This window comes from Bacillus sp. FJAT-27245, from assembly GCF_001273955.1.
GTDB lineage: Bacteria > Bacillota > Bacilli > Bacillales > Cytobacillaceae > Bacillus_D.
In genome coordinates, this window is the sequence record NZ_LIGI01000001.1 from 3,677,588 (window position 1) to 3,702,370 (window position 24,783).

The window sequence follows — 24,783 nt, forward strand, 5'->3', positions numbered from 1 at the left end:
TATTCGGCCTAAAAACCGAATACGTTTTTTGTTGAAATCTTCCTCCTCACTCGCTCTTTCCATTATTTACTCAATGAAACTATTTGTAAAAATCCGTAATATAGGAATTAACTTCAAGAAATGGAAAGGTGAATAATGAAAAAGTTATTTTTCTCTTTGTGTATGATGGTCCTTTTCCTTAATTTGGTCCCCTTTCATACTGGAGCGGCGGTTGCCTTTACCTATTCGCAGGCAGTTCAATCTGTGCAACAGGCGGAAAAGGCTGCGGCCCTCCTAAAGCAAGAAACATCCTATGATTACAGGGTAAAAGCATATCCATCTAATCCTGTCTCACTCCCCAAAATGGAGTATTACAACGATGCCCGTGCCAAACTTCAGCTAGCTCGAGACCGTGTCAGAACGCTCCCTCCTCAGAAAAGAAATGAGCTGGAAGCCAGACTGAATTCAACTGTTTCCCTTCCAATAGCTAGGGCCCAGGCTTATATTGATGCCATTAACCAGGGAACAAAAACCTTGGCCCTTACTGAAGATTTTAATAAGAAATATCTTGCAGGCCCAACAGAAAAAAATACCGAAGCTGCCTTCCATTTGCTCTCAAAAGAAATCAATAAGCAGGCGATTCTCCTATACAGGGTCTATGGCAAAACAACTAGGGACGCAATCTTAGCAAAATATAAAGCACCCGGTGAGAAACTCTTAAACGAAACCAGGCCCTTTATTTCGCTTAAAATGGAGGTAGATAGTTTCATTTCGATTTATTTCACTGCCGACGGTGAACTTGTAAAAACTCGCTTAGAATCGCTCGAGAGGAAAATCTGGGATTTTAAAGACCGGCCCTTCCGAGTGAAATTAGCCAGGTATTTGGACGATTCCTTCGTCTGGGTACCGGGAAATACAATCAAAAAGCCGATTGCTGACCCTAATAGGCCGTTTGTTTACGGTTTCGATAATCAAAAAAATGTCATTCGATACAATTACAAAACAAAGGAAAAGAAAGTACTGAAGCTGGACCTTAAAACGGAAAAGATGATGGTATCCGGGGATGTCCTCTATGTATTATTGATGACAAGGGAAGAACATGATCCTTATTGGTCTCACAATCAAAGTGGAGCAGTTGCCGTAATTGATACAAAGACATTCACACTTATCAAAGAATTCCCCATCAATATTGACCCCTATGACATTGCGGTTGACGATTCGTATATCTATTTAACTCCCGGATCTGGACAATCAACTCATGTCTATCGGTATTCTAGAAAAACCTACGAGTTTTTGGGGTCAGAATATGTAGTTGATTTCACCGACCAAAGCACGATTAAATTTTCAGAAGCGCTGAATAAGTTTTATACAGTTAGGGCTAAAGGCTTGATAAAAAAGATGTCCGGCTTTCAATATACCGATAATTTTTCCCGTGTGAACCATTTCCGTTCTCCCTATCATGGGGATTATCCGTTGACGCCACTATTTTACTTGTCTCCAGACGGAAAATATTTGTTTAACGGCTCTGGAAATGTTTTTTTAACAACGAATGACAAGGCAACAGATATGACCTTTTTCAAAAGGATTACAGGGGGTTCTCCTAACGCTTTTTACAGCCTGGGGTTCAATCTTGAGGATGGAAAGTTTTATACCGGTGGAACGATTGTCAGTGTCTATGATTACAGGACGCTGGAACTGAAGGAAATATATTCAACCAAGATGTGGCATCATTATGTTTTCTATCATAATCATTTGTTAACGACAATCGGTGAAAAATACATGGACGATGAGAATAAGGTTTTAAAAGCTTCAATTAGCCATTACAGAACCGATGATGAAGGAAGCCCGCTAATTCCATTGCTTCCGACGTCCAACTATTACGAATTTTTTCAGTGATAATAGATTTATTGGCTGTGCCTCCATTGGCTGGAGGCGCAGTTTTTAATTATTGTGTCTGAAGTTTTCGCAGCAAAAAAGTTTTAGGCAGGGATGTTAGGGATTCCCTCGAATACTACTCTTTTGAGGGGAGGTTTTTTATGAAAAAAACAGCGGTTGTGCTGTATCCTCAATTCAGTGAATACGAGTTGAGTGTGGCTTTATCAATTTTAATGCAAGGGGGCAAACCGATCGTCACGGTCGGGCTGAAACAGACGCCTATTATGGGAGAGTCCGGACTTACTTGTGTGGCGGATACGACGGTTAATGAAGTGAATATGGGTGAAATCGACAGCCTCTTATTGCCGGGATGCATGGATATCGGGACGCTCCTGCATGAACAGGAACTTTTTGATTTCGTCGGGAAGATTGGTGCAGCCGGTCACATTATCGCAAGCATTTCAAGTTCACCCTTCCTTTTGGCAAAAGCAGGGGTTTTGAAAGGAAAGAAATATACCGTCGGACTGCCGATGGAAGGGATAATAAAGTCAGGGGTCTTTGAAATGGACAACTACTCCCCGGATATGGTCGTCCAGGACGGGAATATCATAACCGCCAGGGGCAGTGCCTTCGTACGGTTCGGAGTAACATTTGGAAAAGCGTTGAGTCTTGATTTTGATGGGCGCTGGTATCGGGAGTGATTTTTGAAAAATATAAAGCTGCCCTCATATTCGTTTCAGGCTGCAACAAAAAGCTGTCCGATGCTGGATACATCGGACAGCTTTTTTGTGCTTTAAGCGAGAAGTTGACAATAATAACGAACTGGTTTTCAAGAGTTATTTTTAACTTGTTTTCCCAAAAGGATTACGCCGTTTCAGACGAAGATAAAATCATATAATTGGAATGCTTTACAACAGTTTTGGTTGTATCATAACCCAGACTATCCGCGGTTTCTTTTGAGACATCCACTATTACGCTGTTGTCTCTTACAATTTCAACAGTTCCTTCTAAAGAGTGATCCTTACGGGTAAATGATATTTGGTCACCAATTTTAGCTCTTTTTTTCGCCATACCAATGCCCCCTAATCTTACTTACTAATTATGGGTCATGTCCCCATTTTTCTTGCATCCTAATTGTTATTCCCTATGGAAACCGGAAATAAACGCCTAAACTGTTGGTAGTTTATTGCTATTTTTCTCATTAAATGGACTGTTTCAAAAATGCGTTCATCCGGATTTGATTAACATTCCCCTACGACCAATGCGGCATGTGCAACTACCTTATTCCACAGTTGCCTTGATCCATTCCCCAATTACGGCTTTGAGCCTATCTTCCTTTTCTTTCACATCATCTTTATTAAAAAATTTCATCAAAGCCCTGTCATTCGTCTGCCATTCCAATAGTCCCGTGTAGTCAATAAACAAAGGTTCCTTTTGGGATTCCTGACTTTTCTTTGCCCCGCAATGAAAAACAAGGCGAAAAAAACCTTTTCCTTTCAGGTTGAACGTAATCCGATCGTCATTTTCGATGAGAAAACTCGGTGCATTCCATTTAATATGTTCTGTGATTCGGCCATCGCAGCTCAAGACTATTTTCCGGACCTCCTCTATCTCCTCTTTGAGCGGATGGTCAAGTTTATCCATGAATTCCGCAACCTGCTCGGGCCCAGTCAATTTCTTTTTCGCCAGTTTGTCCGATTCGTTTTTCATTTAACCACATCCTTTTTTATTAAAATCATAGCCGCTCGCCCAATTTTGTTTTGCCCGAGTTCCTACCATGTACTAAGCTTGGACTCTATCCTCATAGGGAATCAAAAATGGAGTTCTCTGCCCTTTTTTAATTTTGCTCCCTGCACTTCAAACCTTTTTTAATAACATGCCCACACTTTTCTAAACTCACACGAAAGTATCTCTTCAAGTTTCTCGGATATGACTTCAAAGTTATCAACAATGGGATTATAAAATTCTATTGAAAACCGGGCGAATCCTGCATTCCACTTATAGTTTAAATCATTTAATGAAGATTCCATATGGCAACAAGGAACAATTACTTGCAGATTAGTGAATTGAGATGTATCTGCTTCTGACATCGCTTCAACCCACCAATCAATACTTAAGTCACTATGGCAAAATTGACAGCTGACAGTTTCAAAATTTTCGCCCAGGTCTATGAATCGGACCTCATCTGTTAGTAGTAATTGAATATCACTGAAGTAATTCGAAACTGATTTAACGAATAACTCGGCTTCTTTAATCGCGTCAAAACTCGGAATAAATTCAGGATGCCAAGGAAGTAATTTTATTACATAATCCGACATGCACCATTCCTCCTAAACTCCCCAGTTTGAACAATAACTGTTTTTCCACGACGTACATGTAAACAAATTCTGCTTCATCTAGCCTCCGCTCAATAAATAATTCCATAAAAAAAGCGTTAATCCTCTTTGGACCAACGCAATGGTAATTGAATATATTCATTTTCAACCTTCATGTTAAGGTAATTATCTTTCTTTATCCTTGAATTTCTCCGTCATGTTTGTATTCTAAAATATCCCCTGGCTGGCAGTCCAAAGCTTTGCAAATCGCGTCCAACGTTGAAAGTCGAATCGCTTTTGCCTTGCCATTTTTTAAAATGGAGAGGTTCGCCATTGTAATTCCCACTTTCTCCGATAACTCCGTTACGCTCATTTTCCTTTTTGCCAGCATCACATCAATATTGATTATAATCGCCATTGTTTTCACCTCAGACCGTTAAATCATTTTCTGATTTTATATTAATCGCTTCTTGTAAAAGTCGTTGGAGAACAGCAGCAAAGACTGCGATTACCAGTGAAGCAAAGATTGGGACCATTCCAATTATGATGAGGCCCGGGGCATCGTCCAGCTCTGCTACGACATAAACAAATGGCAAAATCGCCACATACAAGCCACTGATTGTCATTGCGCACAATTTGATATTCTTCAGAGCTTTAACAGACAATTGTGAGAAAGCCTCGTTCCTGTCAATATAGCTTAGCAGTTTAAATGCTTGCACCAATGCAACGAAAAACGGAATCACCGACACATACATGCCGATTACAATAGGATACAGGATGTGGGCATAATCCGGATTTGGAGGATTTCTCAATAACCAATACAACCCGAATATGCCTATCGCAAGAACGGGAATTCCCATAATCATAACAGCGATTTTTAAAAAAAGTGTTGAACCGCGTTTCATAAAAAGCACCTCACCTAATTGTTTTCAATTTATCTTACCAGGATATTTATCGATTTACAATAAATAATTATCATTTATTGTTATGTTATTATCGAAAAACAAATTTTATGCACAAAAATAAAAACATTCTTCGTTGCAGAGGAATGTTTTTTATCTTTAAGCTATGAAATTGAAAAATTTGTTCAATGGCACTTAACTAATTAAGTCATTTCTTTTTTATAGCAGCTTTCACATTCAAACTCCGTCCAAGAATTCAGCAATTTCCGCCCACAAACTTCACAGTCCCTGTCCCCTGCATACCAATATCCTGTCTCGTGAAACAAATCAATACTTTCCTGCCATCGAATAAATTCTTCGTGTTCTGGAGGGTATACATCGCCATCTTCATCAACAGGAGGTGAAGGTTCGTTTCCGGATAAATATCCCTTTATCCAATACTTTGTTTCTTGGGGCATATTCACTATTTCCCCAAACGAAACATTAAAAAGCACATCCTTTTGAAGACAATAAGCAGATATTCTTCCGTTAAAAGTATGAGGATTGCCAATAATATAGTGCCTGCCTTCACAATGTCCTTTTAATTCAAACCAGAGTTCTTTTTCAAACTCAATATTTCTCAAGCAAATCCCCCCTTTTGATATTTTATGAAAACAAAATTCTTATTGAGTTCACTTTCATTGACCGATATCCTGCCCGACAGGTCAGTCGTTCTCAACACGAACTCCTTAACCCCGATGAATTCCGACTCCGCAATCAGGTAGAACTTTGTTCCTTTTTTATATCCATTAAACTCTGTCTTTAGTGTATATAACCTCATTTAATAACCTGCCTAATCGCTTTAAGCTTTAAAGGGAAATTATATCATTATGCCGCACTGCAATTCGATTTATCTGTCATGAAAAAAGGACTGCCCCTTTTAAAAATGGATATTCCTAGTCAAAATCATATTTTGGGAATGACTGTAGCGGGTCTTTCAATTAACCATATGCAAAAAAATAACTACAGAATAAAACTAATTTTAATTTTGGACAGACCTATGTTCTATTTTTATTTAATAGGAATTACCAATAAGAAGTTTGGTATTGAACCAGACGGCTCTCTGCACCCATGTATTCCTCGTGGCCAATCCTGCTAATTTCTTTAAAGCCAATCTTTTCAAGCATTTTTTTGGAGCGAACATTTTCCTCATGTGTTTCAGCGGTAAAATTCGTGATGTCCAATTTTTTAAAACCGTACTCCATCATGCATTGGGCTGCCTTAACCCCAAGGCCTTTACCCCAATATGCAGTATCACCAATTGCAACGCCTAGTTCGGCGGAATGGCCATGAATACCGGCTAAATCCGCATACCCGATTAATTTTCCATCGAATTCAATTCCCATGCGAACAAAATCGTTGGTTTCATTTTTTACGCAGCGAAGCCACCACCGATATAGTTCGTCCTCGTTCCTGTTCGTCTCCCACCCATTTGCAAGGCAAAATTCTTCGTCACTGCTCCAGTTCAATACAAATTTAAAGTCATCAATGCGTATTGGCCTAATATTTACCGATTGGACATTGTTCACTTCCATCCCTCATCCCCCTAATAAATTTGTTGTATTTTTATGCTATCACAAAAAATGGAAGGATTTTGTCGAATAATAATCCTACAGTTTTAGCAGTCTTCTATGCTGAGCCAGCTTTTTTGAAGCTTACGGATATAGATAATCTGGCCGATGTGATATGCGTTGTGGGTTGTTAGATTCGCAATGATTCCCCACCACTTCGCATTTACAGAGAAGCCCACTACATCGCTTTCCACTTTTTCCACTGTTAAAAGATCCTGCCATTGTAGCAACACCCCTACTAACCGGTTCTTTAAATCTATAAACGTTTTATTTTCTGGAATTATAAAGCTTTCTTCATTGCTTGAAAGTGCCGGCACAGCGTTTACATTACCGCTTTGATACCGGGTTTGCCACGATTGGTTCCAGTAAAGTAGATGCTGCACGATTTCAGCAATACTGAAGCTTCCTTCATCCGGTTTCCAAAAGGCTTGTTCTTCAGTCAAATTTTCCACCGATTGTAAAAAAGGAATATACCAGCTCGGGTCATTCGCATTTGCCAGGAGCTGATCGGCTAAAACATCTTTTGCATGAATCACGGTTCCACCATCCTTCTAATGCTTTTCCTAATGGTTATCTATTCGAGATGAAAGGCAAATTCACCTTCCCTCTTCCCCAAAGTAAAAATACCGCACTGTAGCGGCCTCTAATTGTCCCACTTTTACAGAAAAGCCGTCAGAAGTCAGGGGCTCTTCTGACTCACAAGCCGGGAAACCACGGGCGCTGTCTGAATAGCCTCCAATAAACTTTTTCATTTTTAAAATAAAAATGCGTCCCCACTTAATAAGTGGAAACGCATTTCAACGGATAGACTATGTTTTTTCAAAAAGATCCTGTCTGAATTACTGGGTTACACCGATTTCATCAAGTCAATAAACACTTCCATTTTGCTGTCGAGGAAGCCGAGTGTCTGTTCATCGACCAAACGTCCTGTCCGAGCATCGAATTTCTGGTTGGCAAAGCCGATGAGCACTTCATTTCCTGCTGGCGGGAGCTGCTTCGCCTGAAGGGCAGTCAAAATTTCACGCAGGTGCAATTGCGCGCGGATGGTTCCGAGTGTCCCCATGGTGACTCCCATTGGGAATACCGGCTTGCCGATAAATACCTTGTCCACGCGGGATGCCCAATCGAGAGCATTTTTCAAAACACCGGGAATGGACCAGTTGAATTCAGGGGTAATGATGATAACCCCGTCCGCATTCGCAATTGATTGTTTAAAATCTTTAACTGACTGCGGAGGGTTGTTTTCCTCGTCCTGGTCGTAATGAGGCAGGGATCGGATGTCGGCGATTTCAATATCCAGCTTGTCCTGGTAGCGTCCCTGCATTGTTTTTGCCAGATACATATTTAACGAATCTTTTCTGATGCTTCCTACTATTGCTACGATTTTCATGTTGCTTGTCCTCCAGTTATGTTGTGAATAATTTTTGTTAAAAGCTTTCGCAGCTGCACTGCTTGTTCGGGACTAATTCCGTTCATTACAGTGCGGCTGGCCTCTTCTAAAATGGGAGCCACACGACATTCAAGCTGTCTGCCCTCTTCCGTTAAGAGAACTTTGAATGTCCGCTTGTCGAGGGGATCAGCCATTCGTTTGATGTAGCCTTTCTTCTCAAGGCTCACAATCATGCGGGCGATATTTGCCTTATCCTTTTTCAAATGCTGGGAGAGTTCATTCGGCGAAATCCCGTCCTTTTCCCAAAGCATCATCATAATCAAATTCTGCTCGGGAGCAAGGTTGAACGGCTCCAGCTGCTTCTTGACGTAATTCGCAATCGTCAAATCCGCGTTCCGGATTAAGAGTCCAATGTGTTTATTTTCATCCAATTGGCCCCGCCTCCTTTAGAACGTTGATATATCAACAATAATAGCTGGATTAATTTACAAGGTCAAGCTTTGGGGCTTGAGAGTTCTTTATTTTAAAATACAGTAGTCTTCAACTCTTCGTTTTTCATTTTTAGAATATATTCTTTCACGACAAAATCCCTGCCGCCATGTGCTTCGTACCACTGGTTAATTCGCTCGACATGTTCTCGGTCGCCGCGGACATTCGCTTCAATTTCCTGGTATCTTTCGTAGCTGTCATACTCCCAAACCGCGAAAATTTCGGTTGTCTTTTCGTCGTTCGGCACCATCCAACGGCCGACTAGCCGGGCACCATGTTTTAATTGATTTGGAAAATTCGTTTCATTGAAGTGCCTATTAAAAACTTCTACAAACTCGTTTTTCACAATGTAAAATTTTCTACGATAAAACATACATTTTCGTTCCCCTTTCATCTTGGTAAGTAATCGATCTTAAAGTCCGTATTCTTGTGATTCAGAAAGTGATTGAACTTTCAGTTAAATCACGTTACAATTAGTGTAAAATTACACTAATGAGGTGCAGAGTGAAAAAGGTTTGGGTTTGTTTCATATTGATTTCTTATTGCTTTCCCTTTGGCTATTTTGCGATGTACCAGGATTATAAAGATGGCTCCATGTTTGGTTACCTGTTTTTGATTTTAGTTCCTGCCGTACTTGCTTTTTTCAGCAAATCAAAGGGCTATCCATTCCTGATTATAATCGGGAATCTTTTGTCGGTTGGCGTATCACTTTATTTTTCAAGCCAAATGGCTGGGGGTGACCGATGGGGATATTATTTTAAACCTTTGACAGCCACTTCGCTTTTGCTCACCGTCAGCATGTTGAATTTAATCCCGCAGTATATCGCTGTAAAGCTGGCTGGGAAGAGAACAAACTAAGCTGCTTTTTAAAAAGGTCCCTCACTCAGGAGGCAATTTGTAAATTACATTCCCGTCCCCATCCAGGAATTCCATTCTCGGGACATCATTGGAATCAACGACCATGCGGATTCTGGGCTGGCCTTTGCTGTCAGAGAGCTGAACCGTTACATCCCCGTTCGCAGTTTTCCCCATAAACGCACGGTGTGCATGGCCTTTCCACAGCTTGTCCAATTCCGCCTGCTTCTCGTTCTCTGGCATAGTTGAATGTTTGATTTCCAGGTCTTTTTTGACTTGATCCTTTAATGATGTATTGGGGCGATCCCAAATTGAAAAGCCATATGTATTGTTGCCATTTTCACCAGAGTAGTGCATTTGAACGACCTGGTCCTGTTTGTATTGGTCGAACGTCAAACTTGCGGAAGCCGTATAATTGCCATTTTCATCCCGCTCGCTTCCAAAAATAAGGCCGCCTGCCTCATCACCCTCCGCGTTATAAAACATGAGCCCCGCGATTGGGTCGCATTGCCGATGCCCCGGAAGGATGTCTTCCCCGTCAATTATTGCGGGAGGGATATTCTGATTGTTGAATAGACTAAGCCTTACTGTCCCGTTTTCATCCACAATATTTATTTGCTCGACATCGATGCTTTTTTTCTCAACCACGGTACGGCCTCCTTCATCGCGCTTCTTTTTATAAAAATTATGGGATCAAAAACTATTCCTACTAGTTCAAGTGGTACATCCTCTGACCCCGATCCATATTATCACTATTTTAACATTAAATAACATCTACCCTGCAATAGTTTAGTATAATTGATTTAATTAGGGTGGGGTTGGAATGCGGAAGTATTTTTTGGCTAATTGGAATGGTGTTGATTGTTAGTCTGGTAAGACCCATGTTTTTAATGGCAGAGAAGAAGTGACCCATTCAAAAATAATATAAAATCGATTTTGCAAATTACGAACAAGGCTTTCCATGGCCTATTGATTCTCAGGAAATTGAACTTAACGGCCGTGTAATTGATGGGATAATGCACCTTTAACTCATGGGGTGCTGGAAGAAAGGGTATCAGAGCAGGGGTGAATTTGTAATGAGTAAAGATAAGAAAAAGGGGATAATATTGGTAGGCGGAACGGGGTTCTTGACAATTTTAGGATCTTGGTTGTTTTTACAGAGAGAGATAGGAACGTTTAGCAATGATCAGTTAGCGGAAGATATTTTGCATCTTTTTGGATTTTACCAAGGACTTTACGTAGTTCCGTTAATCATATATTTAAAAATCGGAACAAAGAATTTACAAAAGGTTTAGGAATAGGATTGGTTGGTGTGGTCGTCCTAAATGTGGGGTGGATTGGCTATTTGCTATGGGATTTACACGTGAATGGATTTACACTTATGTTTTAAGTAAGGGTCAATTTGCTAAAGACCTTGGGAGCATTTTATTGCATTGAAAATAATGGCTACTTTCGAATACTTTTGGAAAAATAAACGGGAACCCAGTCAGATATCTTGGCTGATTAGGCCTTTTCTTCCGGTAATCCCGTTTACAAATAATGTTAACGGAGCTTCACACTATAATAACGTAAAGCTTTCGTCGTGCCCCGGATCTCAAATACGCCCGCAGCGATTAGATGCCTCAGCCTGTATTCCAAAAAAGCATCCCCGGCATATTGTTCGATTTCGCCGATTGCCTCCCCAATAATTCTCGCAGCGACCAAGAATTCCTTTTTCTTTTGCTTCTTATGCAGCCTCTTGGCTATATTGATTAATGTTTCATCGAAAAAATCTTCCTCTACGTTGCGTACTTTTCCCGCTTCCCAAATTCTGAGGACAGCTTTTGCGGCTGATATCTCTATCCATTCGTTTTCCAGCTTAAGTCGGTCTTCCGGTGTGAGTGGGATGATGTTTCTATTTTCCACAAAAATTGACCAAAGTTTTTCAGGATGGAGTTCACCGGTATGCAGAGGATCGTATTCTATTTCGGCAGTGTTAAATTGTTCTTTATACCGCGAAGTCGTGTTGAATACGGTAACATCATTCTTTTTCCCGCTTAACAGATGCATAGCAAAGCAGGCACCGGTTTGTTCGTGAGCGTTTTCTCCACTCCAGACATGAACTGGAATGCCTTCAGGTATAGCCTTAACCGTTTTAATCGCGTTTTTCATCTTTGCATGATATTCATCGAGGTCGTCCTGGTCGTAGTGGATGTGATTATTTAACCACTCATCCCTCTTACTAAGACCCGCCTCCTCATCGAGCCTCGCCAATGGCCCAATGGCAAAAAGGTCCGGAAACCCGATAACTTGTTCCTTTTCAGCAAGTCCTTCCGTTTTCAACACATGCTTTAGCATGGAGAAAGTTGAATCGCCAAACACAATATGAACCGCAGACGGTTTTTGACTGTTCCATAGGTTGGGTTGGCCGGCTTTATTTTTAAAATCAGCATAAAGCTTTCTAAGATCCTCACTTAATTGTTCAGCAGGGATACCAGACTCCTCCGCCATTTCAATTCTCGCTAAAATGAGGAATAAAAGTGATTTCGCTTCTTCTTCGCTGCAATTGTTTACGAATCTTTTCAATTCATGGATCAAACCAGCCACTCCCTCTTAAGCAGAAGCTATTTATCTTTTATCCAAATATCACCACGCAAAACGAGCAATTGTGGGATTAAATTAACACTGAAAAAGGCTTGGAGCATATCATTGATATTACTCCAAGCATTCTGCAATCAGTAAGTGGCTATTGAGGATAAGCACCCGGTAAGTCATCATTTTAAAATATCTCTGCAAAATTGTCCCCTTCCAATGGACTTGTTCAGGATAATAAGGTATCTCACTATAACCATTTTATAGTAAAGTTAATATGTAATCCAAAATTTGTTAAGGGGGGGGGACTGGAATGAATAAACATGATGAAAAAATTAAAAAAATAAAAATCTAAGCACTGTATAGAAAAATTTTACGAAAAGACAAGTCCACTGAAAACAAATACGCTACACTCGAGGCTATTTTAGTTATCTTTATAATAATTATGGTTATTTCTAGATGCAATGCTTAAGGGTTATAAATGTGATTATGGTTTAACTAACCTCCTATATATGCTCAATTAAGAGTTCACATAAGGGGTTAACCCTTATTGAATTTCAGCGCATATGGCCAAAGCATTGTTAAAACCTGCTATTTCTTTGACTCTACTTCCCCAGCAATATCACTTACAAGATACTTAACCCCACGTCGCTCATCCCACTTTCGATGAAGTTCCTGGGAACGGATAGCCAAATCTCTATAAGGCATTGGTGTTATCGCTATTTTATCGAATTTATGCCTAAAATGTTTCCCCTCTTTCATAATTCTCAATGCTCCAAGATAATCATCGCTTAACGCCCAAACAGCTCTTGAAATATCCGCTAGAATCAAAGCCCCGGAGCACATAGGACATGGTTCTACTGTCGAATATAGAGTACACCTATTCTTATATTGTGGGTTCAACAACTTAACCCCAGCCTGCCTTATAACATCAATTTCAGCATGGCATGATGGATCCAATTTAGTGAATACGCGGTTTCTACCTTTACTAATGATGTTACCCTCGTGGTCAACTAGGGTCGCGCCAATTGGGATTGTGCCTTCATTAAATGCAATTTCGGCCTCTTCTAAAGCAAGTTCCAAAAAGTAGCGGTCTAAATCCATAGGAATTACCTTTTTATAAATTTTCATCAAAAGTGAATAACGCCTGGGCCATCCCCCAGCGCTTCTTCATCCTTAAACAGTCCGATTGAGTTTCACAGCAAAATCCGGCCGGGTCACATATTCCATGTAGGTGGTTTTCCCATTGAAATCCAAATAAGCCTGGTAGCGGGTGCGGATTGCCGGCGTCTCGATATAATCGAGGGCGTTCTCCTTAGGAACCCATTTGCTGTCTGTTGTTTCATCCGATGTCCCCAATTCTCCGCCAACGAATTTGCAAACAAAATCAAACATGACCTTAGTCGGCACATCCGTTACGCCATCGTACCATTTATAAATTGCCGTGTTTGAATACACTCCAATCAAGTGGGAGACTTCTATATCAATGCCGCTTTCTTCCTTAACTTCCCTGATGACCGCATCAATCAGGTTTTCGCCGATTTCCACCTGCCCACCGGGAAATACCCATCCTTGATTGTGTGTTTTTACCAAAAGGATTTCTCCTTGTTCGTTTTCGACGATTCCTCCCGCTGCCGCGATGTGTGTTGGCATTGCCATGCTTTTTCCCCCAATTCGTTATTTAAAAATGGAAAGGCATCAGCATCTGCCAACCCCTTTCCTAAAAGCTATTTTTTATAGTTTTTCTCTACCTCTTCATCAAACTTCTCAGCCAGCATTTCGTTGTTTGTTGTGTTATATTTCTTCTCGAGCTTCGGCTTTAATTTTTGCCAGATGACCGCTTTTTCATAAATGTCCCGGTCGAAGCCATGATTATACTCTTCCAGCGACATATTCAACGTTGCAGCAATGGCAAGATGCTGCGGCAGGCCGCTTGTATCCGCCCCCTCCTCGATATAGCGATCGATTTCGGCATCACTGGCGATAACCCCATATTTTTTCTTAGCGATTGATTTCCAAAGCTTATCCTTTTCCATCGCCTCTTTGGCGAGCGCCTTTACTTGTTTGTCGGATAAGTCTGTATCATAAAGCAATTTTTCCTCGGCCAATGTCCGGATCACCCATTTCTGCAAATCCTGATCCTTCTCCAGCCTGTTCGCCTCATCCGGTACATTTTCATAGATGGTTTTATAATCGTCGAGTGTGTACGTTTCTAAAATTTCTCTTTGTTCTTCAACGCTTTTCAGCTTGATGTGGGCTTGGCTGCCGGCTTGGGTCTCGCAGCCGGCCATCAGCAGTACGGCAGTTGCAATCAGTACTAGCGGCTTAATGCGCTTATTCACATCTCTGCCCCCTCTCCATCCTATAATTCCATTTTACCAGAAAGAGGGATTCTCGTGATAATGATTCCAATAATTCTGATAAAAGATTTTATCTTATACATTGAGATAACCCTATAGTTTGAGAAGCTGGTTGATTGGAGCTCAGGCATGTAGACTCCTCGAAAATGCTATCGCATTTCCTTCGTGCAAAGCCCATTCGAGGAAGCCAATTGTCCTGCGGGATTGAGCGGCAAGGGGAGACCCCGCAGGAGCAACGCGACGAGGAGGCTCCACTGACGCCCCGCGGAAAGCGAAATGCCCGGAGCGGAAATCAACCACCTCGTTCACTTTTGGAACCCAATTTTTATTTCAACCTATATAGATGGATTTTTTTCATAAAAATTCCGGATTAAAGATAGTGTTTTTGGCCTATTTGCAATATCTTCCGATTACTGTTATGATAGAGAAGAATTATTTTTGCACGGTGCAAAGGATTGTATGAATTTTCACTCTTCGTCTTGAAATTCACTTTGGGCAAGGATAGTAATACATTGTGCGCTAACGCACTGGGAGGCAACAAAAATGGAACAAGGTACAGTTAAATGGTTTAATGCAGAAAAAGGTTTTGGTTTTATCGAACGCGAAAACGGTGACGATGTATTCGTACACTTCTCTGCTATCCAAAGCGAAGGCTTCAAGTCTTTAGACGAAGGCCAAAAAGTAACTTTCGACGTTGAGCAAGGCGCTCGTGGACCACAAGCTGCTAACGTTCAAAAAGCTTAATTATAAAATTTGATTTTAAAACAGGCTCCGTATCGGGCCTGTTTTTTTATGCTTTTTAAAAAAATGGTCAATAAAAAACCCTACTCAACGTTCGAGTAGGGACATGGTGCCGGTAATGTAAAAAATTTAAAGCTTAAAAGGTTATTTACAGTATACCATATCGATTGATAAGATACGATTCTTGGAACAAATTTTTTTCGGAATTTAAATGTTGCCTTGTCTCGCCACCCCAACTCAGTCCTTTCCGCTTAAATACCAGATTTTTTAAGATACTCGCCAAAAGTGGTTTTTCCTCTTTTTTGAGCCTTGTTTGTGTTTTTACCGTTAATAAAGGCGTTTGAGAGTTTCCCGGGGATCGGTATGCTAATGACTTTTGCTGGTTCATTCATTGCTTTAGCCTTCATTAAAGCCATTTCCTTTAAGGTCAATAGTTCCGGGCCGCCAAAGTCATCACTTTTGCCTTGAGGACCTGCATTCAATATATCAATTAAATGCCTAGCGAAATCAGATACATCGACACTCTGGAATTTAAACTTTCCCGGAAGGATGTATCTTTTTAAGAGAGGCTTTGATAAAAATAATTGATCAACAAAATGGTGAAACTGTGTGCCCCTGACAATTGAATATGGAATTGGACTATTCTTCAACAAATCCTCGGCTTCACATTTTAATTTGTAGTATCTCATCGGAATATCTTCAATTCCCACTATGGACGGGTATATAAAATGCTTTACATGCCCCGCTTCCTTCAAAAACCGTTCAAATCCGGTCACCTCGATGATAGTCGAATCCCTTAAAGGGCTTGTTGCTGCGTGCAGGACCACATCCACATCTTTTAGCGCATCAGTAATGCCTTCACCTGTTTTTAAATCGCAGTACACCCATTCAAAGATTCCAGGATACTCCGGCCTTTTCCTGGAGGTTAACCTTATTTCATTATCCGATTCTCTTAAATGGTCTACTAAAGCGGATCCAAGTTTTCCTGTCGCACCCGTCACCAAAATTTTCACTGTATTTCCCTCCAATCCCAAACATCGTACCGATCACTTTATAAAGTATTATTCACCAAAAAAAGGCGTATTCCTTTTAGGAACGCCCTTTCTCAAACGAATTCTTAACTGCCCGCCTGGCCCATATTTTTCTTGTTCATCAGCTCTTGTACATGCTCCTTTGGGGTCCAGCAGTTAAATTTATAGGTTGGTTTCGTTTTGTACCCAAGCCGGCTACAGTAGTAGTTCATTCCTGCAGCCATTTTCTCGGCCCGGAAATGCTGGCAGGTCGCACAGCAGTGAAAATCTTTCATTATAATGCACCCATTTCTTTCGCCAATGAAACAGTAGATCCGTCCCCTGCTTCACTGCTTCAAAGGCCTTATTTAAAAATATTAACTCATATCTCCGCATTTGTTGAGTACAGGCACAAGGTTAATTCCATATAGTAGGAGTAAGGTTGCTTGACCCATTCGGCGAAAGCAATGCTATCTACTAAAGGAGTGAATGGAATGGGTTATTATCGTTATGGGTACGGTCCTAGGTTCAGGGGATATCCTCCTTACCGTTACGGCCCTGGCTTCCGTGGCTATGGTTTCGGTCCGGGATTTGCGGGAGGATTTGCCGGAGGATTCCTCGGCGGCTTTACTGGCGCGGCGATTGCTCCACTTTTCTTTTATTAAAAGAGAGACAGGAAAGTTTTCAAAAAATTGGTCCGCCCAGAATATTCCCGGCGGACTTCTTACATACATTCAATCAGGTTTTTTAAAGCTGTCCAACAAAACATATCCAAAAATAATCCCTGCCGCTGTTGGGATGGCGGAATATTCCAAAATTGCGAACTCTTTTGCGAGGGGCAAATGCCCTCCAATTTGCGTGTAATATACATATGGCAGCATCGCAACATACAGTGCAGGGAGCCCTACAGCGACAATTTTAGCCCAATCAAACGTCCATCGCTTTCGTTCCAGAATCTCCAGAATCAGCTTAGGTAGCCGCAGCACCATCCCGATCACGATTGGAGAGACGACTGCAAAAAATAACAACGGAAGCATTTGATACGTCGCTTCAGCTTCTTTTTTAAGATGAAAGTGGTACTTCATTCCCATATATAAAATAATGCAGACGAAAAGGGTGCTACCCAGATAATGAAGGAATTTTTTCATAAAAACCCCCCTTTTTCTAACTATATACGGAAATGCAGCAATAATGTTCCACTATTTAAAAAGTGGTTAGACGGCTTTGTTTTTTGCCATTTTGCGTTTTGCAAATTCAAGTATATATATATTTATCCAAGCAAGGAGTGGGATTGATACTATCAACTGATAAACATTCGTGTGCCCAAAGCCAAATAACCTTACCTCGTCATTTGTTAGATAGAAAACCCACGTGGCAGTTCCTAGAAAAATTGTGTTTAAACAAAATGCAACAAACCATGCCAACCACTTCTTGCTTCTCTTTTTTAAAACGAGGACAGAGCCCGCCGCAGATAATAATAAGGAAACAAAAATAAGAAAATAAATCACCGCCCCACCACCCTCTCGAAATTTCAGTTACTCCCACTTTGGAAGAGAAAGCGTGGCAACTGTATCTACGTTTTTAAGCAGCCATGCCTTATCGCCTTCCTTTTGGACTTGTTCTGCAGCCCGCATTCCTAAAGAAATGTGTTCGTCACGCTGCCGCATGTCACCCTCGACCGCATATGCACGGGCCAGTGCTTCATACGCGAAACCCAAATCAAAATCGCCAAGGTTATTGGACAAACAAAGGTCCAAGGACTTTTTTGCATGATACAGGGCAGGTTCAGCTCTGCCCATGAGCGAATAGACCCGTGAAGTTTGCCATTCACCTCTGGCAAACTGCAGGGGCGTTCCTGCTATTCCCCAATGAAACCGAGAAGCGTGGGCTGCGTTTATCATGTTTTCATCGTCTGCTTCGCTTCGAGTGGGTGTTTCAATTAAATCCCATGTGTAATTGAATAACTCGATTGCTAATTTCTTATGTACTTCCTTGTCGACAGTGGTTTTAAATTCGGTCATTTAATTGATAATCCTTTCAGTTTTTTTATAAAGGGCTGTTTTCCCCTCTTGATTCACCTTAATCAACTTTTTAATGTTATCTATTACAATCCCTGGGTTTTCAAGATGCACGGAATGCCCTGTGTCTGCCTCAATGTGTTCGGTCGTTTTAGTTAAATTCAATAATAATTGCTGTTGTTGTTTCCAACTGCCCGGCTGCTTTTTTGCACTTATCACAATAACCGGTAAATTTTTTCGCAAAGGATGGGCGTTTATAAGTTGTTTGGCTGACTTCTCTGAATCAAGGTATTCACGATAGGCTGATTGATAAGCGCCTAATGTATAGCCGATGTAGTTTAGCGAGCGGTCATACTTCTTTTCGAGAAATTTCCTGCCAATTTTCTGTTTAAACATTCTCGGAATACCGACCAGTGATGTAACATATCCCATCGCCACAAGTCGCCTGAATTTCCTGATTCGCTTCTTATTTTCAAGTGTTATCACATACTGGCTTTCATGGACTGCATCTTCCAAAACAAGGCCAGCCACCTCATCCGGATACATGCTTGCAAACAACCGCATTGAAAGGCCCCCATAGGAATGGCCCACCAAAATATAGGGCGGCTTGATGTTAAGATGAGCCAGCACTTCTCGTATTTCCTCGACGCTATCAAGGGAAGTCATGGTCTTCCGTCTTGTCCTGCTCCAGCCAAAATTCCCCCTATCGAAGGAAATGACACGGGCAACCTTGGAAATTTCCGGCTGAACATAGCACCAGTCAATTGAAACCGAGCTAAATCCGGCTTCCAATATTACCGTAATTGGTCCTTCCCCGGTTACAATTGCATGTATATCCGCGTTTTTCGTTTTTATAATCTGGCCTGGCGGTTCGACTCTGTTTTTTCGATCCATCGCCAAATTCCAGATTGTAAAAGGAAATCCTATCGTTCCTAAAGTATTTCGAAGAATTGTTGGGAAGATCATGTTTAGCCTCCATACTATTCAAAGAGTATCAGGAATTTTACTAAGCAAATTATCATGATTGAATCCTTACCTTCTGCTAAAATAAGGCCCGCACAAACCGATTTCGTGCGTCATGACAAACGTCCAGCGAAACTGTTTATCTACTATGTACATATCATTATCCGTTTCATCAAGTAAATCTAAGGTGTTAAGCGTTGATGCATTCGCAAGTTGCAATGCGTAATCAGAGTCTTGAAAGAAGATATAACATTCATTTTTCCGCTCATCATTAAATGCAACTTCGGCCTTTTCACCTTCAAGACAATCTTTCTTTTTATAACTAAATACATGCCATAAATAACCACAATACCCACCTTGATTAAATAGATAGATTGCCTTTTTTTCTTCGTTACTTAGATGATTGGCGAAATGGGTTTCCCATTCCTTCCGCAAATACCCTCCCCATTTCGGTAATTCTCTTACCTTAATGTTTTTGTTTTTAAGTATTTCTACTATGTTCATCCCAATCCTCCGAGTTTACCTGGTTACCAGGTTCAATCACCACTCCAATTTATCCAAGACACTCTCTCAAAATCCAGCCAGCCTTGCCGCCTTTTTTAATCAAGGCATACCCCGAGCATTCCTCATCTATGACAGACATTGTTTCCCCTTTGCTTACACTGATTTGGGCGCAGGATACATCTGCTTTAATCGTAAAATCTCCATTCTCTTTTTGAATAATATATTCGTTTTTCACATGAATGAGCTTGCCAGATTCCGGTTGCCGGCATAGAGTAAAGAACTCCCCTTTTTCGACAGGAATGATTGTGTAGAACGGATAATTAATCGAGCCCTTCATTGCTGAATCAGCGGCAAAATCCTTGGTGGCAGCCCTGGTCGGCAGCTTGTCTACATACAGATGGGAAAACGAATCGCCTTCCGATGTCCGTTTGATGATAAAGGCGTTTAATTGCCCTGTTGGCTTTATGACGTTGCCGCCGTCAATGGCGATTATCTTTTTCGCCTCATCAATAATAGGATTATCGGACGGAATGTCGGTTGAGTAATTCACAACTGGCCAATGCCCAACAACGACAAATTTGCCAGCGCGGTGCGATTTTTCCAAAAAAGAAGGCATCGCCAGCGCATTGCTTCGCTCGGTTTCCTTCCAATCCTCCCTGTCCTCCAAGCCCGCATGGACAAAGATGTAGCGGTCCGTTTCAATGGCTGTCGGCAAATTGGCCAACCACTCCAATTCTTTGGAATAGTGGCTGAGCAAAACTTCCTTCACTTCCTGGATGGTCGTTTTTTCATCCAGTTGAAAACCGATTTCATCCAGCAACTCCTTGAAATGGGTATTGCCTCGTGCATTCATATAATCCAGCAGCTTCGGGTTTTCCTTTAGAAGATGCTCCACGAGCGCGTCACAATTCCCTTCAATAACATGCACATTCGGGTTGGTAGCGGCAAGCTTCATCACATGCCGGACAACTTCTTTGCTATTGGCACCTTTTTCGCATAGATCACCATTAATAATTAAGCAGTCCTCACTGCTAAATTCTGCTTTTTTCAAAAGATCTTTAAAATGGCCGATTTCCCCGTGAATATCAGAGATAACAATTACCCTCCCGTTTTCCGGAAGCTTCAATTTTTTTATCTTATCCAAAGTGTTCTTCCCCTCATATGTATCCTTCTTTTTGTAAAAATAGTGTCGAAACTCAATACACCTTTGTTATAAAATTCCACAAAAAAAGCGATAATCCTTTAATGGACTTCGCATTTGAAAAAAAGCTTGTCATATTGGCTGCTCAGTATTTCCTCCCGTTAAAAGTCTACTCCACTAAAGGTATTTAACAAATATAGGAGAACAAAATAACCACACGTCATAATTAAAACAACACCTACAAACAAGTCACCAACTATTTCTAATTTGGCCGTTTTGCTTTGAATTCCTTTAATACCGTTTATGAAGCAAAAAACAGCATATAAAAATAGAGAAATGGCCAAGTCCAAAAATGTGTCAGAACTAAAGATGGCCCCTTTTATACCGAAGAACAAGATTAAAATGATAAGAAGCTTGTTCATGTATACAAGGGGGTTGTTCAAGTTGGAGTCCCACCGCGTCATTACCAGCTTATTCACCTCCCGAAGACTTAAATCCTGTTTAATTCCCAATAACTACTTTTTCAAGCCATCTACGCTAAATCCCTCAACATAACTATGGCGATATCCTTTTCAAAAGCTTAAAAACACTTCATTCCGAATAATGCTTAACCCTTTCCCAGTTGGCTTCCGCATTGTCTGGTTTTTTCCAGATCTCCCGCTCCTTTTGTCATAGAGATAAAGCCAGCCCTCGTTAACGACCAATTCCAAGCTTCCCTCTGTGTTTTGGTCGACACTGATGTGTTGCGGATAATTACTCGAAGAAGAGATAATTGCATTGGATAAATGCCAAATTGATAGAAGCACACAAACACCCAGGGCAATTATGGAAGCTGCTAACTGCTCCATTTTGACCCCCCCTACAAAATTACTAAAATTCCTTTAGCATATTTTCGCCGTGGTCAACTTTTGCAACTTTTCCAAACTGAACCAACCAAAAATATTAATTACAAAACCGGAGCAGGGTTCCCTCCGACCAATTTATCAGCAAGCCTAACATAATCCTTCAAATACATCGGTATATTGGGATGGCCCGCGATATCCTGAGTTGTCATCCAGACAATCTCATCCACTTCATCTGGACATTTCGCAAAAGCCTCACCAGATTTATAGTCGCAAAGGAACACGATATTTACGACAGCCAGCCCGTTATCCGTTACAAAGGAAGTACTTGTAACGTATCGCAGATTATCGACTTCAACCCCCACTTCTTCAGCAATCTCCCGGTGAAGTGTTTTTTCCAAGATATCAATTGAGGCACCTTCCTTCTCCACCTTGCCGCCGACAAGGGAAAGTGTGCCCCCGGCATGTTCCTCTTTCTCACTGCGTTTAATTAACAGCCATTTTCCACCCTTATTAATAGCGCCTTCTACATTTACGATAAACATACGGATACCCTCCATAAAATGTTTGGTTGCTAACTATTCAATTTTACTTGTTCAAATTATTTTCTAGTAAATACCCCTTGCTCCAGGTGCCAACAAGCATGTATTGATCATTCTGGCTGAACTCGGCAAAACAGGCATAAGGAATGTTTACCACCAAAATTGGTTCAAGGTCTTCAATCCTTAAAATAATCACCCCATTACTATACGCCACTATAATCCATTGCCCATCATTAGACTGGTGAATATGACAGAAGTACCCGAAGTTTTCACGTTTATCCTCATCCAGGATCTGCTTTTTCCTTACATCCTTAGTAAATGCCGAATCAACTATTGTTAGTTCAAAATCCATTATCAAGATGTAAACTTGATGATTCGCGTCAAATAAAGCTGCATTCCAAACTAAGTTTAAGGGATTATCCATTAATTTTATTTCCGGCTTACTTTTAGCTGTTTCAACCCGTAAGAGTTTATATTCCCGGTAATCAGTCTGGCTATTAATATGACTCCACGTAAAGAGATGTGATTTTTCAAGCGGAAGCGACTGATTGTAATAAAACAAGGTACCCGGTGCTTGATAGTCTGTAAGCAACTCGAATTTGCCGTTTTCAGGATTGATTAATGCCAGCTGGACTCCTCCTTCGGTTTGAACAGAATCAAGGATAACCATCGACTCATCCACGGCTCCGAAGTCCCCTTCAACCAATTTAGGTGATTTAGTACTTTTTGGTTTAAAATCGGAAGTTTCATAAACATATAAAGTTCCATTGGTGCTTTTTATGTATAGGCAATCCCCGTTTTGTGAGAACTGTATCGAACCAGGATGCTTAGGTTTAGTTAGTTCCGCTACTTTTTCCCATGATTCCGTTTTATAAATTACGGTTTTTCCTCCCATTATATGAGCAAGAAAACGAAGGTCATTTGATACTTTTATTTGATAGGACGTTTTAAATTCTTTCATTACTTTCATTTGAAACATACAGTCTGGCTCCTTTTTTATCCCATTATATGTTATTCGACTTACACTTCAATTTATCCTATTAAAATTACTTAAAAGAAGGATTCTCCCCCCTTTTAAGCAAATTAGTATTAAAACTCTTTAAGGTGGTTGTGTTGATGAATCCATTTGTATTTGCGTGCATTACTCCGCACGGAGGCGAGATTATTCCCGAATTGCAAGGTGCCAAGCCTGAACGGATGGCGAAAACGAGAGAAAATATGGTGAGGCTCGGAGAATGGATGAGCAGTGCCAGGCCGGATAGTTTAGTCGTGTTGACACCGCACGGGACAAGAATTGACGGCCGATTTTCCATAGCCAATTCGGAAAGGATGGAAGGATTTTTAGAAGAAAATGAAGCAAGCTTTTCGATGGAAAAGAAGGTCGACCGGGAGCTTGCCAGAATGATTAACGAACAGGCGGCTGTAGACGGGGTGCCGGCATCGACAATCAATTATGGAACGTCCGCTGGTCCGATTTCCTGCCTTCCACTCGACTGGGGAGCAATGGTGCCGCTCCGTTTTATGCCGGATGTCCCGGTTATTGTGATTACGCCTTCAAGGGAAATGGCCTTCGAGCAACACCTTGCTTTTGGAAAAGCCTTACGGACAGCCGTGGAGAGATCGGGGAAGCGGGTTGGATTGATTGCAAGCTGTGATTGGGCACATGCCCATGACGCCGATGGCCCGTACGGCTTTGATCCTGCCGCGCGCAAATTCGATGGGGAAACGGTTGAATTGATCAAATCGAATAATCTTGAAAAAATGGCTGAATTCGAGGAGGACTTTATTGAAGCAGCCAAGCCGGACGGAATCTGGCAAACGTTGATTCTTGCCGGGGCCATTCCGTTTAAAGAGAGAAAAGCCGAGTTCCTTTCTTACGAAGTTCCAACTTATTTCGGGGTGATTTGTGCGGGTTACCGTGCCTGAGAAAATGAATGAGTGGCATTCGGAATATCCGATTGCCACTCACCTTTACGGAGAGATGACAGCTACAATCTCTCCTAAAGTTTGAGTTTTCAAAGCAAACTTATTCTTACTTCACATTAAAAATACCTTCCCCGGTTTCGCCGTTTATTGGAATTGAGGAATGTTCATGCGTAATGGCCCAGAAATCATTTTCTTTTTTACAACTATAGGTGAACCTATTGGTAATCTGCCGCAGTTTTTCTCCGGATTCTTCGTTATGAGCCTCGAAAGTAACAGCACAATGAATATATGCCAGATTTATATTTTCTTCCACTACTAAATCGGTAAACGTTACTTTAAGTATAGCTCCCTCATCCCTTAAATCAGTAAACCACCTTGTCACCATTTCGCTTAATCCGGTGATGCCCTTAACCTCCCAGCTATCCCAGCAATCATACATATGGATATCAGCAGAGTATCCGGATAAAAATTTCCCGACATCTCTTTCATAAACCGCAGTTTGATAATTTCCCAACAGATTTTTAACTCTGGTAAAACCCGTCATGAGGAATTCAGCTCCTTTATCATATACTTGAATCCATATTTAATGTTTGCCATTAAAACATTCCTTGTCTGGAAATTTTCCCCTTCTAGGTTTACAGGGATTTGTAATCTGCTTTCCCGCTGAAAATGTTTAACGGTCATATTTAATATGAAGCAGTACAATCCCTCTGCGAATCGCCTGCCTTTTTGCAACATATCTTCTAACCC

35 protein-coding genes are annotated in these 24,783 nt (G+C 41.1%); 7 read left to right on the top strand and 28 right to left on the bottom strand.

What is annotated here, in order from left to right; genetic code table 11:
* Nucleotides 1-135: 135 nt before the first annotated feature.
* Both ADU24_RS18120 and ADU24_RS18125 read left to right on the top strand, forming a co-directional pair.
* A complete protein-coding gene (locus ADU24_RS18120) occupies nt 136-1,875 on the top strand; it encodes a hypothetical protein (RefSeq protein WP_053367945.1) in 1,740 nt (579 codons plus the stop codon).
* 140 nt (nt 1,876-2,015) lie between these two features.
* The gene (locus ADU24_RS18125) at nt 2,016-2,555 is read left to right on the top strand and encodes a DJ-1/PfpI family protein (RefSeq protein WP_053367946.1); all 540 of its coding nucleotides are present in this window, start codon (nt 2,016-2,018) and stop codon (nt 2,553-2,555) included.
* A 163-nt stretch (nt 2,556-2,718) separates the two neighbouring features.
* Here the strand turns inward: ADU24_RS18125 and ADU24_RS18130 are convergent, their stop codons facing one another.
* The 12 genes from ADU24_RS18130 to ADU24_RS18185 all read right to left on the bottom strand — a co-directional run bounded on the left by ADU24_RS18130 (nt 2,719) and on the right by ADU24_RS18185 (nt 8,933).
* Nucleotides 2,719-2,925, bottom strand: coding sequence for a DUF2187 family protein (locus ADU24_RS18130; protein WP_053367947.1), 207 nt, complete (start codon nt 2,923-2,925; stop codon nt 2,719-2,721).
* 210 nt (nt 2,926-3,135) lie between these two features.
* Nucleotides 3,136-3,564 carry a DUF1801 domain-containing protein gene (locus ADU24_RS18135; protein WP_053367948.1) on the bottom strand — a complete coding sequence of 143 codons (429 nt, stop codon included), beginning with the start codon at nt 3,562-3,564 and terminating at the stop codon, nt 3,136-3,138.
* Nucleotides 3,565-3,722: 158 nt separating this feature from the next.
* Nucleotides 3,723-4,172: a hypothetical protein gene (locus tag ADU24_RS18140; RefSeq protein ID WP_053367949.1), complete on the bottom strand. Its 450-nt coding sequence runs from the start codon at nt 4,170-4,172 to the stop codon at nt 3,723-3,725.
* Nucleotides 4,173-4,365: 193 nt separating this feature from the next.
* Complete coding sequence (locus tag ADU24_RS18145) at nt 4,366-4,587, bottom strand: helix-turn-helix domain-containing protein (protein WP_053367950.1); 222 nt, start codon at nt 4,585-4,587, stop codon at nt 4,366-4,368.
* Between the two features lie 10 nt (nt 4,588-4,597).
* Entirely contained in the window at nt 4,598-5,074 is a 477-nt protein-coding gene (locus ADU24_RS18150) for a DUF2975 domain-containing protein (RefSeq protein WP_053367951.1), read from the bottom strand.
* 200 nt (nt 5,075-5,274) lie between these two features.
* A complete protein-coding gene (locus ADU24_RS18155; RefSeq protein ID WP_053367952.1) occupies nt 5,275-5,694 on the bottom strand; it encodes a hypothetical protein in 420 nt (139 codons plus the stop codon).
* Nucleotides 5,691-5,891 carry a hypothetical protein gene (locus tag ADU24_RS18160; protein ID WP_053367953.1) on the bottom strand — a complete coding sequence of 67 codons (201 nt, stop codon included), beginning with the start codon at nt 5,889-5,891 and terminating at the stop codon, nt 5,691-5,693. Before ADU24_RS18160 ends, ADU24_RS18155 begins: the two co-directional genes overlap by 4 nt.
* A gap of 244 nt (nt 5,892-6,135) precedes the next feature.
* The gene (locus ADU24_RS18165) at nt 6,136-6,645 is read right to left on the bottom strand and encodes a GNAT family N-acetyltransferase (RefSeq protein WP_053367954.1); all 510 of its coding nucleotides are present in this window, start codon (nt 6,643-6,645) and stop codon (nt 6,136-6,138) included.
* 83 nt (nt 6,646-6,728) lie between these two features.
* On the bottom strand, nt 6,729-7,217 hold the full coding sequence (locus tag ADU24_RS18170) for a DinB family protein (protein WP_053367955.1): 489 nt from the start codon (nt 7,215-7,217) through the stop codon (nt 6,729-6,731).
* A 311-nt stretch (nt 7,218-7,528) separates the two neighbouring features.
* A complete protein-coding gene (locus tag ADU24_RS18175; RefSeq protein ID WP_053367956.1) occupies nt 7,529-8,071 on the bottom strand; it encodes an NADPH-dependent FMN reductase in 543 nt (180 codons plus the stop codon).
* On the bottom strand, nt 8,068-8,502 hold the full coding sequence (locus tag ADU24_RS18180; protein ID WP_053367957.1) for a MarR family winged helix-turn-helix transcriptional regulator: 435 nt from the start codon (nt 8,500-8,502) through the stop codon (nt 8,068-8,070). The genes ADU24_RS18175 and ADU24_RS18180 overlap by 4 nt, the downstream gene beginning before the upstream one ends.
* A gap of 92 nt (nt 8,503-8,594) precedes the next feature.
* A complete protein-coding gene (locus ADU24_RS18185; protein ID WP_053367958.1) occupies nt 8,595-8,933 on the bottom strand; it encodes an NIPSNAP family protein in 339 nt (112 codons plus the stop codon).
* Nucleotides 8,934-9,064: 131 nt separating this feature from the next.
* Between ADU24_RS18185 and ADU24_RS18190 the strand changes: the two genes are divergently transcribed.
* On the top strand, nt 9,065-9,418 hold the full coding sequence (locus ADU24_RS18190) for a hypothetical protein (protein ID WP_082306969.1): 354 nt from the start codon (nt 9,065-9,067) through the stop codon (nt 9,416-9,418).
* A gap of 21 nt (nt 9,419-9,439) precedes the next feature.
* Here the strand turns inward: ADU24_RS18190 and ADU24_RS18195 are convergent, their stop codons facing one another.
* On the bottom strand, nt 9,440-10,063 hold the full coding sequence (locus ADU24_RS18195) for a hypothetical protein (protein WP_053367960.1): 624 nt from the start codon (nt 10,061-10,063) through the stop codon (nt 9,440-9,442).
* 428 nt (nt 10,064-10,491) lie between these two features.
* On the opposite strand from ADU24_RS18195, the gene ADU24_RS18200 reads away from it, so the two are divergent.
* Entirely contained in the window at nt 10,492-10,710 is a 219-nt protein-coding gene (locus ADU24_RS18200; RefSeq protein WP_053367961.1) for a hypothetical protein, read from the top strand.
* 247 nt (nt 10,711-10,957) lie between these two features.
* Here the strand turns inward: ADU24_RS18200 and ADU24_RS18205 are convergent, their stop codons facing one another.
* The 4 genes from ADU24_RS18205 to ADU24_RS18220 form a co-directional block, all read right to left on the bottom strand.
* Nucleotides 10,958-11,992 carry a DUF1835 domain-containing protein gene (locus tag ADU24_RS18205; RefSeq protein ID WP_053367962.1) on the bottom strand — a complete coding sequence of 345 codons (1,035 nt, stop codon included), beginning with the start codon at nt 11,990-11,992 and terminating at the stop codon, nt 10,958-10,960.
* Nucleotides 11,993-12,577: 585 nt separating this feature from the next.
* Nucleotides 12,578-13,117, bottom strand: coding sequence for a nucleoside deaminase (locus ADU24_RS18210; RefSeq protein ID WP_231689706.1), 540 nt, complete (start codon nt 13,115-13,117; stop codon nt 12,578-12,580).
* Between the two features lie 45 nt (nt 13,118-13,162).
* Nucleotides 13,163-13,645 (bottom strand): NUDIX hydrolase, encoded by a 483-nt coding sequence (locus ADU24_RS18215; protein ID WP_053367963.1) that lies wholly within the window; start codon nt 13,643-13,645, stop codon nt 13,163-13,165.
* Between the two features lie 68 nt (nt 13,646-13,713).
* Nucleotides 13,714-14,328, bottom strand: coding sequence for a hypothetical protein (locus ADU24_RS18220; protein ID WP_053367964.1), 615 nt, complete (start codon nt 14,326-14,328; stop codon nt 13,714-13,716).
* Between the two features lie 561 nt (nt 14,329-14,889).
* Here ADU24_RS18220 and cspC point away from each other — a divergent pair.
* Complete coding sequence (gene cspC / locus ADU24_RS18225; protein ID WP_053367965.1) at nt 14,890-15,090, top strand: cold shock protein CspC; 201 nt, start codon at nt 14,890-14,892, stop codon at nt 15,088-15,090.
* Between the two features lie 248 nt (nt 15,091-15,338).
* On the opposite strand, the gene ADU24_RS18230 is transcribed toward cspC, so the two are convergent.
* Nucleotides 15,339-16,100, bottom strand: a complete 762-nt coding sequence (locus ADU24_RS18230; protein ID WP_053367966.1) for an SDR family oxidoreductase — start codon at nt 16,098-16,100, stop codon at nt 15,339-15,341.
* Nucleotides 16,101-16,204: 104 nt separating this feature from the next.
* Nucleotides 16,205-16,393, bottom strand: coding sequence for a hypothetical protein (locus ADU24_RS18235; RefSeq protein ID WP_197277530.1), 189 nt, complete (start codon nt 16,391-16,393; stop codon nt 16,205-16,207).
* Between the two features lie 198 nt (nt 16,394-16,591).
* On the opposite strand from ADU24_RS18235, the gene ADU24_RS23145 reads away from it, so the two are divergent.
* The gene (locus tag ADU24_RS23145; protein ID WP_156324627.1) at nt 16,592-16,762 is read left to right on the top strand and encodes a hypothetical protein; all 171 of its coding nucleotides are present in this window, start codon (nt 16,592-16,594) and stop codon (nt 16,760-16,762) included.
* 69 nt (nt 16,763-16,831) lie between these two features.
* On the opposite strand, the gene ADU24_RS18240 is transcribed toward ADU24_RS23145, so the two are convergent.
* The 8 genes from ADU24_RS18240 to ADU24_RS18285 form a co-directional block, all read right to left on the bottom strand.
* Nucleotides 16,832-17,245, bottom strand: coding sequence for a hypothetical protein (locus tag ADU24_RS18240; RefSeq protein WP_053367968.1), 414 nt, complete (start codon nt 17,243-17,245; stop codon nt 16,832-16,834).
* Nucleotides 17,246-17,632: 387 nt separating this feature from the next.
* Complete coding sequence (locus ADU24_RS18250) at nt 17,633-18,118, bottom strand: hypothetical protein (protein ID WP_053367970.1); 486 nt, start codon at nt 18,116-18,118, stop codon at nt 17,633-17,635.
* Nucleotides 18,119-19,081 carry an alpha/beta hydrolase gene (locus tag ADU24_RS18255; RefSeq protein WP_053367971.1) on the bottom strand — a complete coding sequence of 321 codons (963 nt, stop codon included), beginning with the start codon at nt 19,079-19,081 and terminating at the stop codon, nt 18,119-18,121.
* Between the two features lie 66 nt (nt 19,082-19,147).
* Nucleotides 19,148-19,582 carry a DUF4275 family protein gene (locus tag ADU24_RS18260; RefSeq protein WP_053367972.1) on the bottom strand — a complete coding sequence of 145 codons (435 nt, stop codon included), beginning with the start codon at nt 19,580-19,582 and terminating at the stop codon, nt 19,148-19,150.
* 49 nt (nt 19,583-19,631) lie between these two features.
* Nucleotides 19,632-20,726 (bottom strand): metallophosphoesterase, encoded by a 1,095-nt coding sequence (locus ADU24_RS18265; RefSeq protein ID WP_053367973.1) that lies wholly within the window; start codon nt 20,724-20,726, stop codon nt 19,632-19,634.
* Nucleotides 20,727-21,295: 569 nt separating this feature from the next.
* The gene (locus ADU24_RS18275) at nt 21,296-21,571 is read right to left on the bottom strand and encodes a hypothetical protein (RefSeq protein ID WP_053367975.1); all 276 of its coding nucleotides are present in this window, start codon (nt 21,569-21,571) and stop codon (nt 21,296-21,298) included.
* A 98-nt stretch (nt 21,572-21,669) separates the two neighbouring features.
* Complete coding sequence (locus ADU24_RS18280; RefSeq protein WP_053367976.1) at nt 21,670-22,110, bottom strand: NUDIX hydrolase; 441 nt, start codon at nt 22,108-22,110, stop codon at nt 21,670-21,672.
* Nucleotides 22,111-22,153: 43 nt separating this feature from the next.
* The gene (locus tag ADU24_RS18285) at nt 22,154-23,086 is read right to left on the bottom strand and encodes a hypothetical protein (RefSeq protein ID WP_053367977.1); all 933 of its coding nucleotides are present in this window, start codon (nt 23,084-23,086) and stop codon (nt 22,154-22,156) included.
* Nucleotides 23,087-23,223: 137 nt separating this feature from the next.
* Here ADU24_RS18285 and ADU24_RS18290 point away from each other — a divergent pair, with 137 nt between their 5' ends.
* Entirely contained in the window at nt 23,224-24,033 is an 810-nt protein-coding gene (locus tag ADU24_RS18290; protein ID WP_053367978.1) for an extradiol ring-cleavage dioxygenase, read from the top strand.
* A 106-nt stretch (nt 24,034-24,139) separates the two neighbouring features.
* Here ADU24_RS18290 and ADU24_RS18295 read toward each other — a convergent pair whose 3' ends face one another.
* A complete protein-coding gene (locus ADU24_RS18295; protein ID WP_053367979.1) occupies nt 24,140-24,577 on the bottom strand; it encodes a nuclear transport factor 2 family protein in 438 nt (145 codons plus the stop codon).
* Between the last annotated feature and the right edge of the window lie 206 nt (nt 24,578-24,783).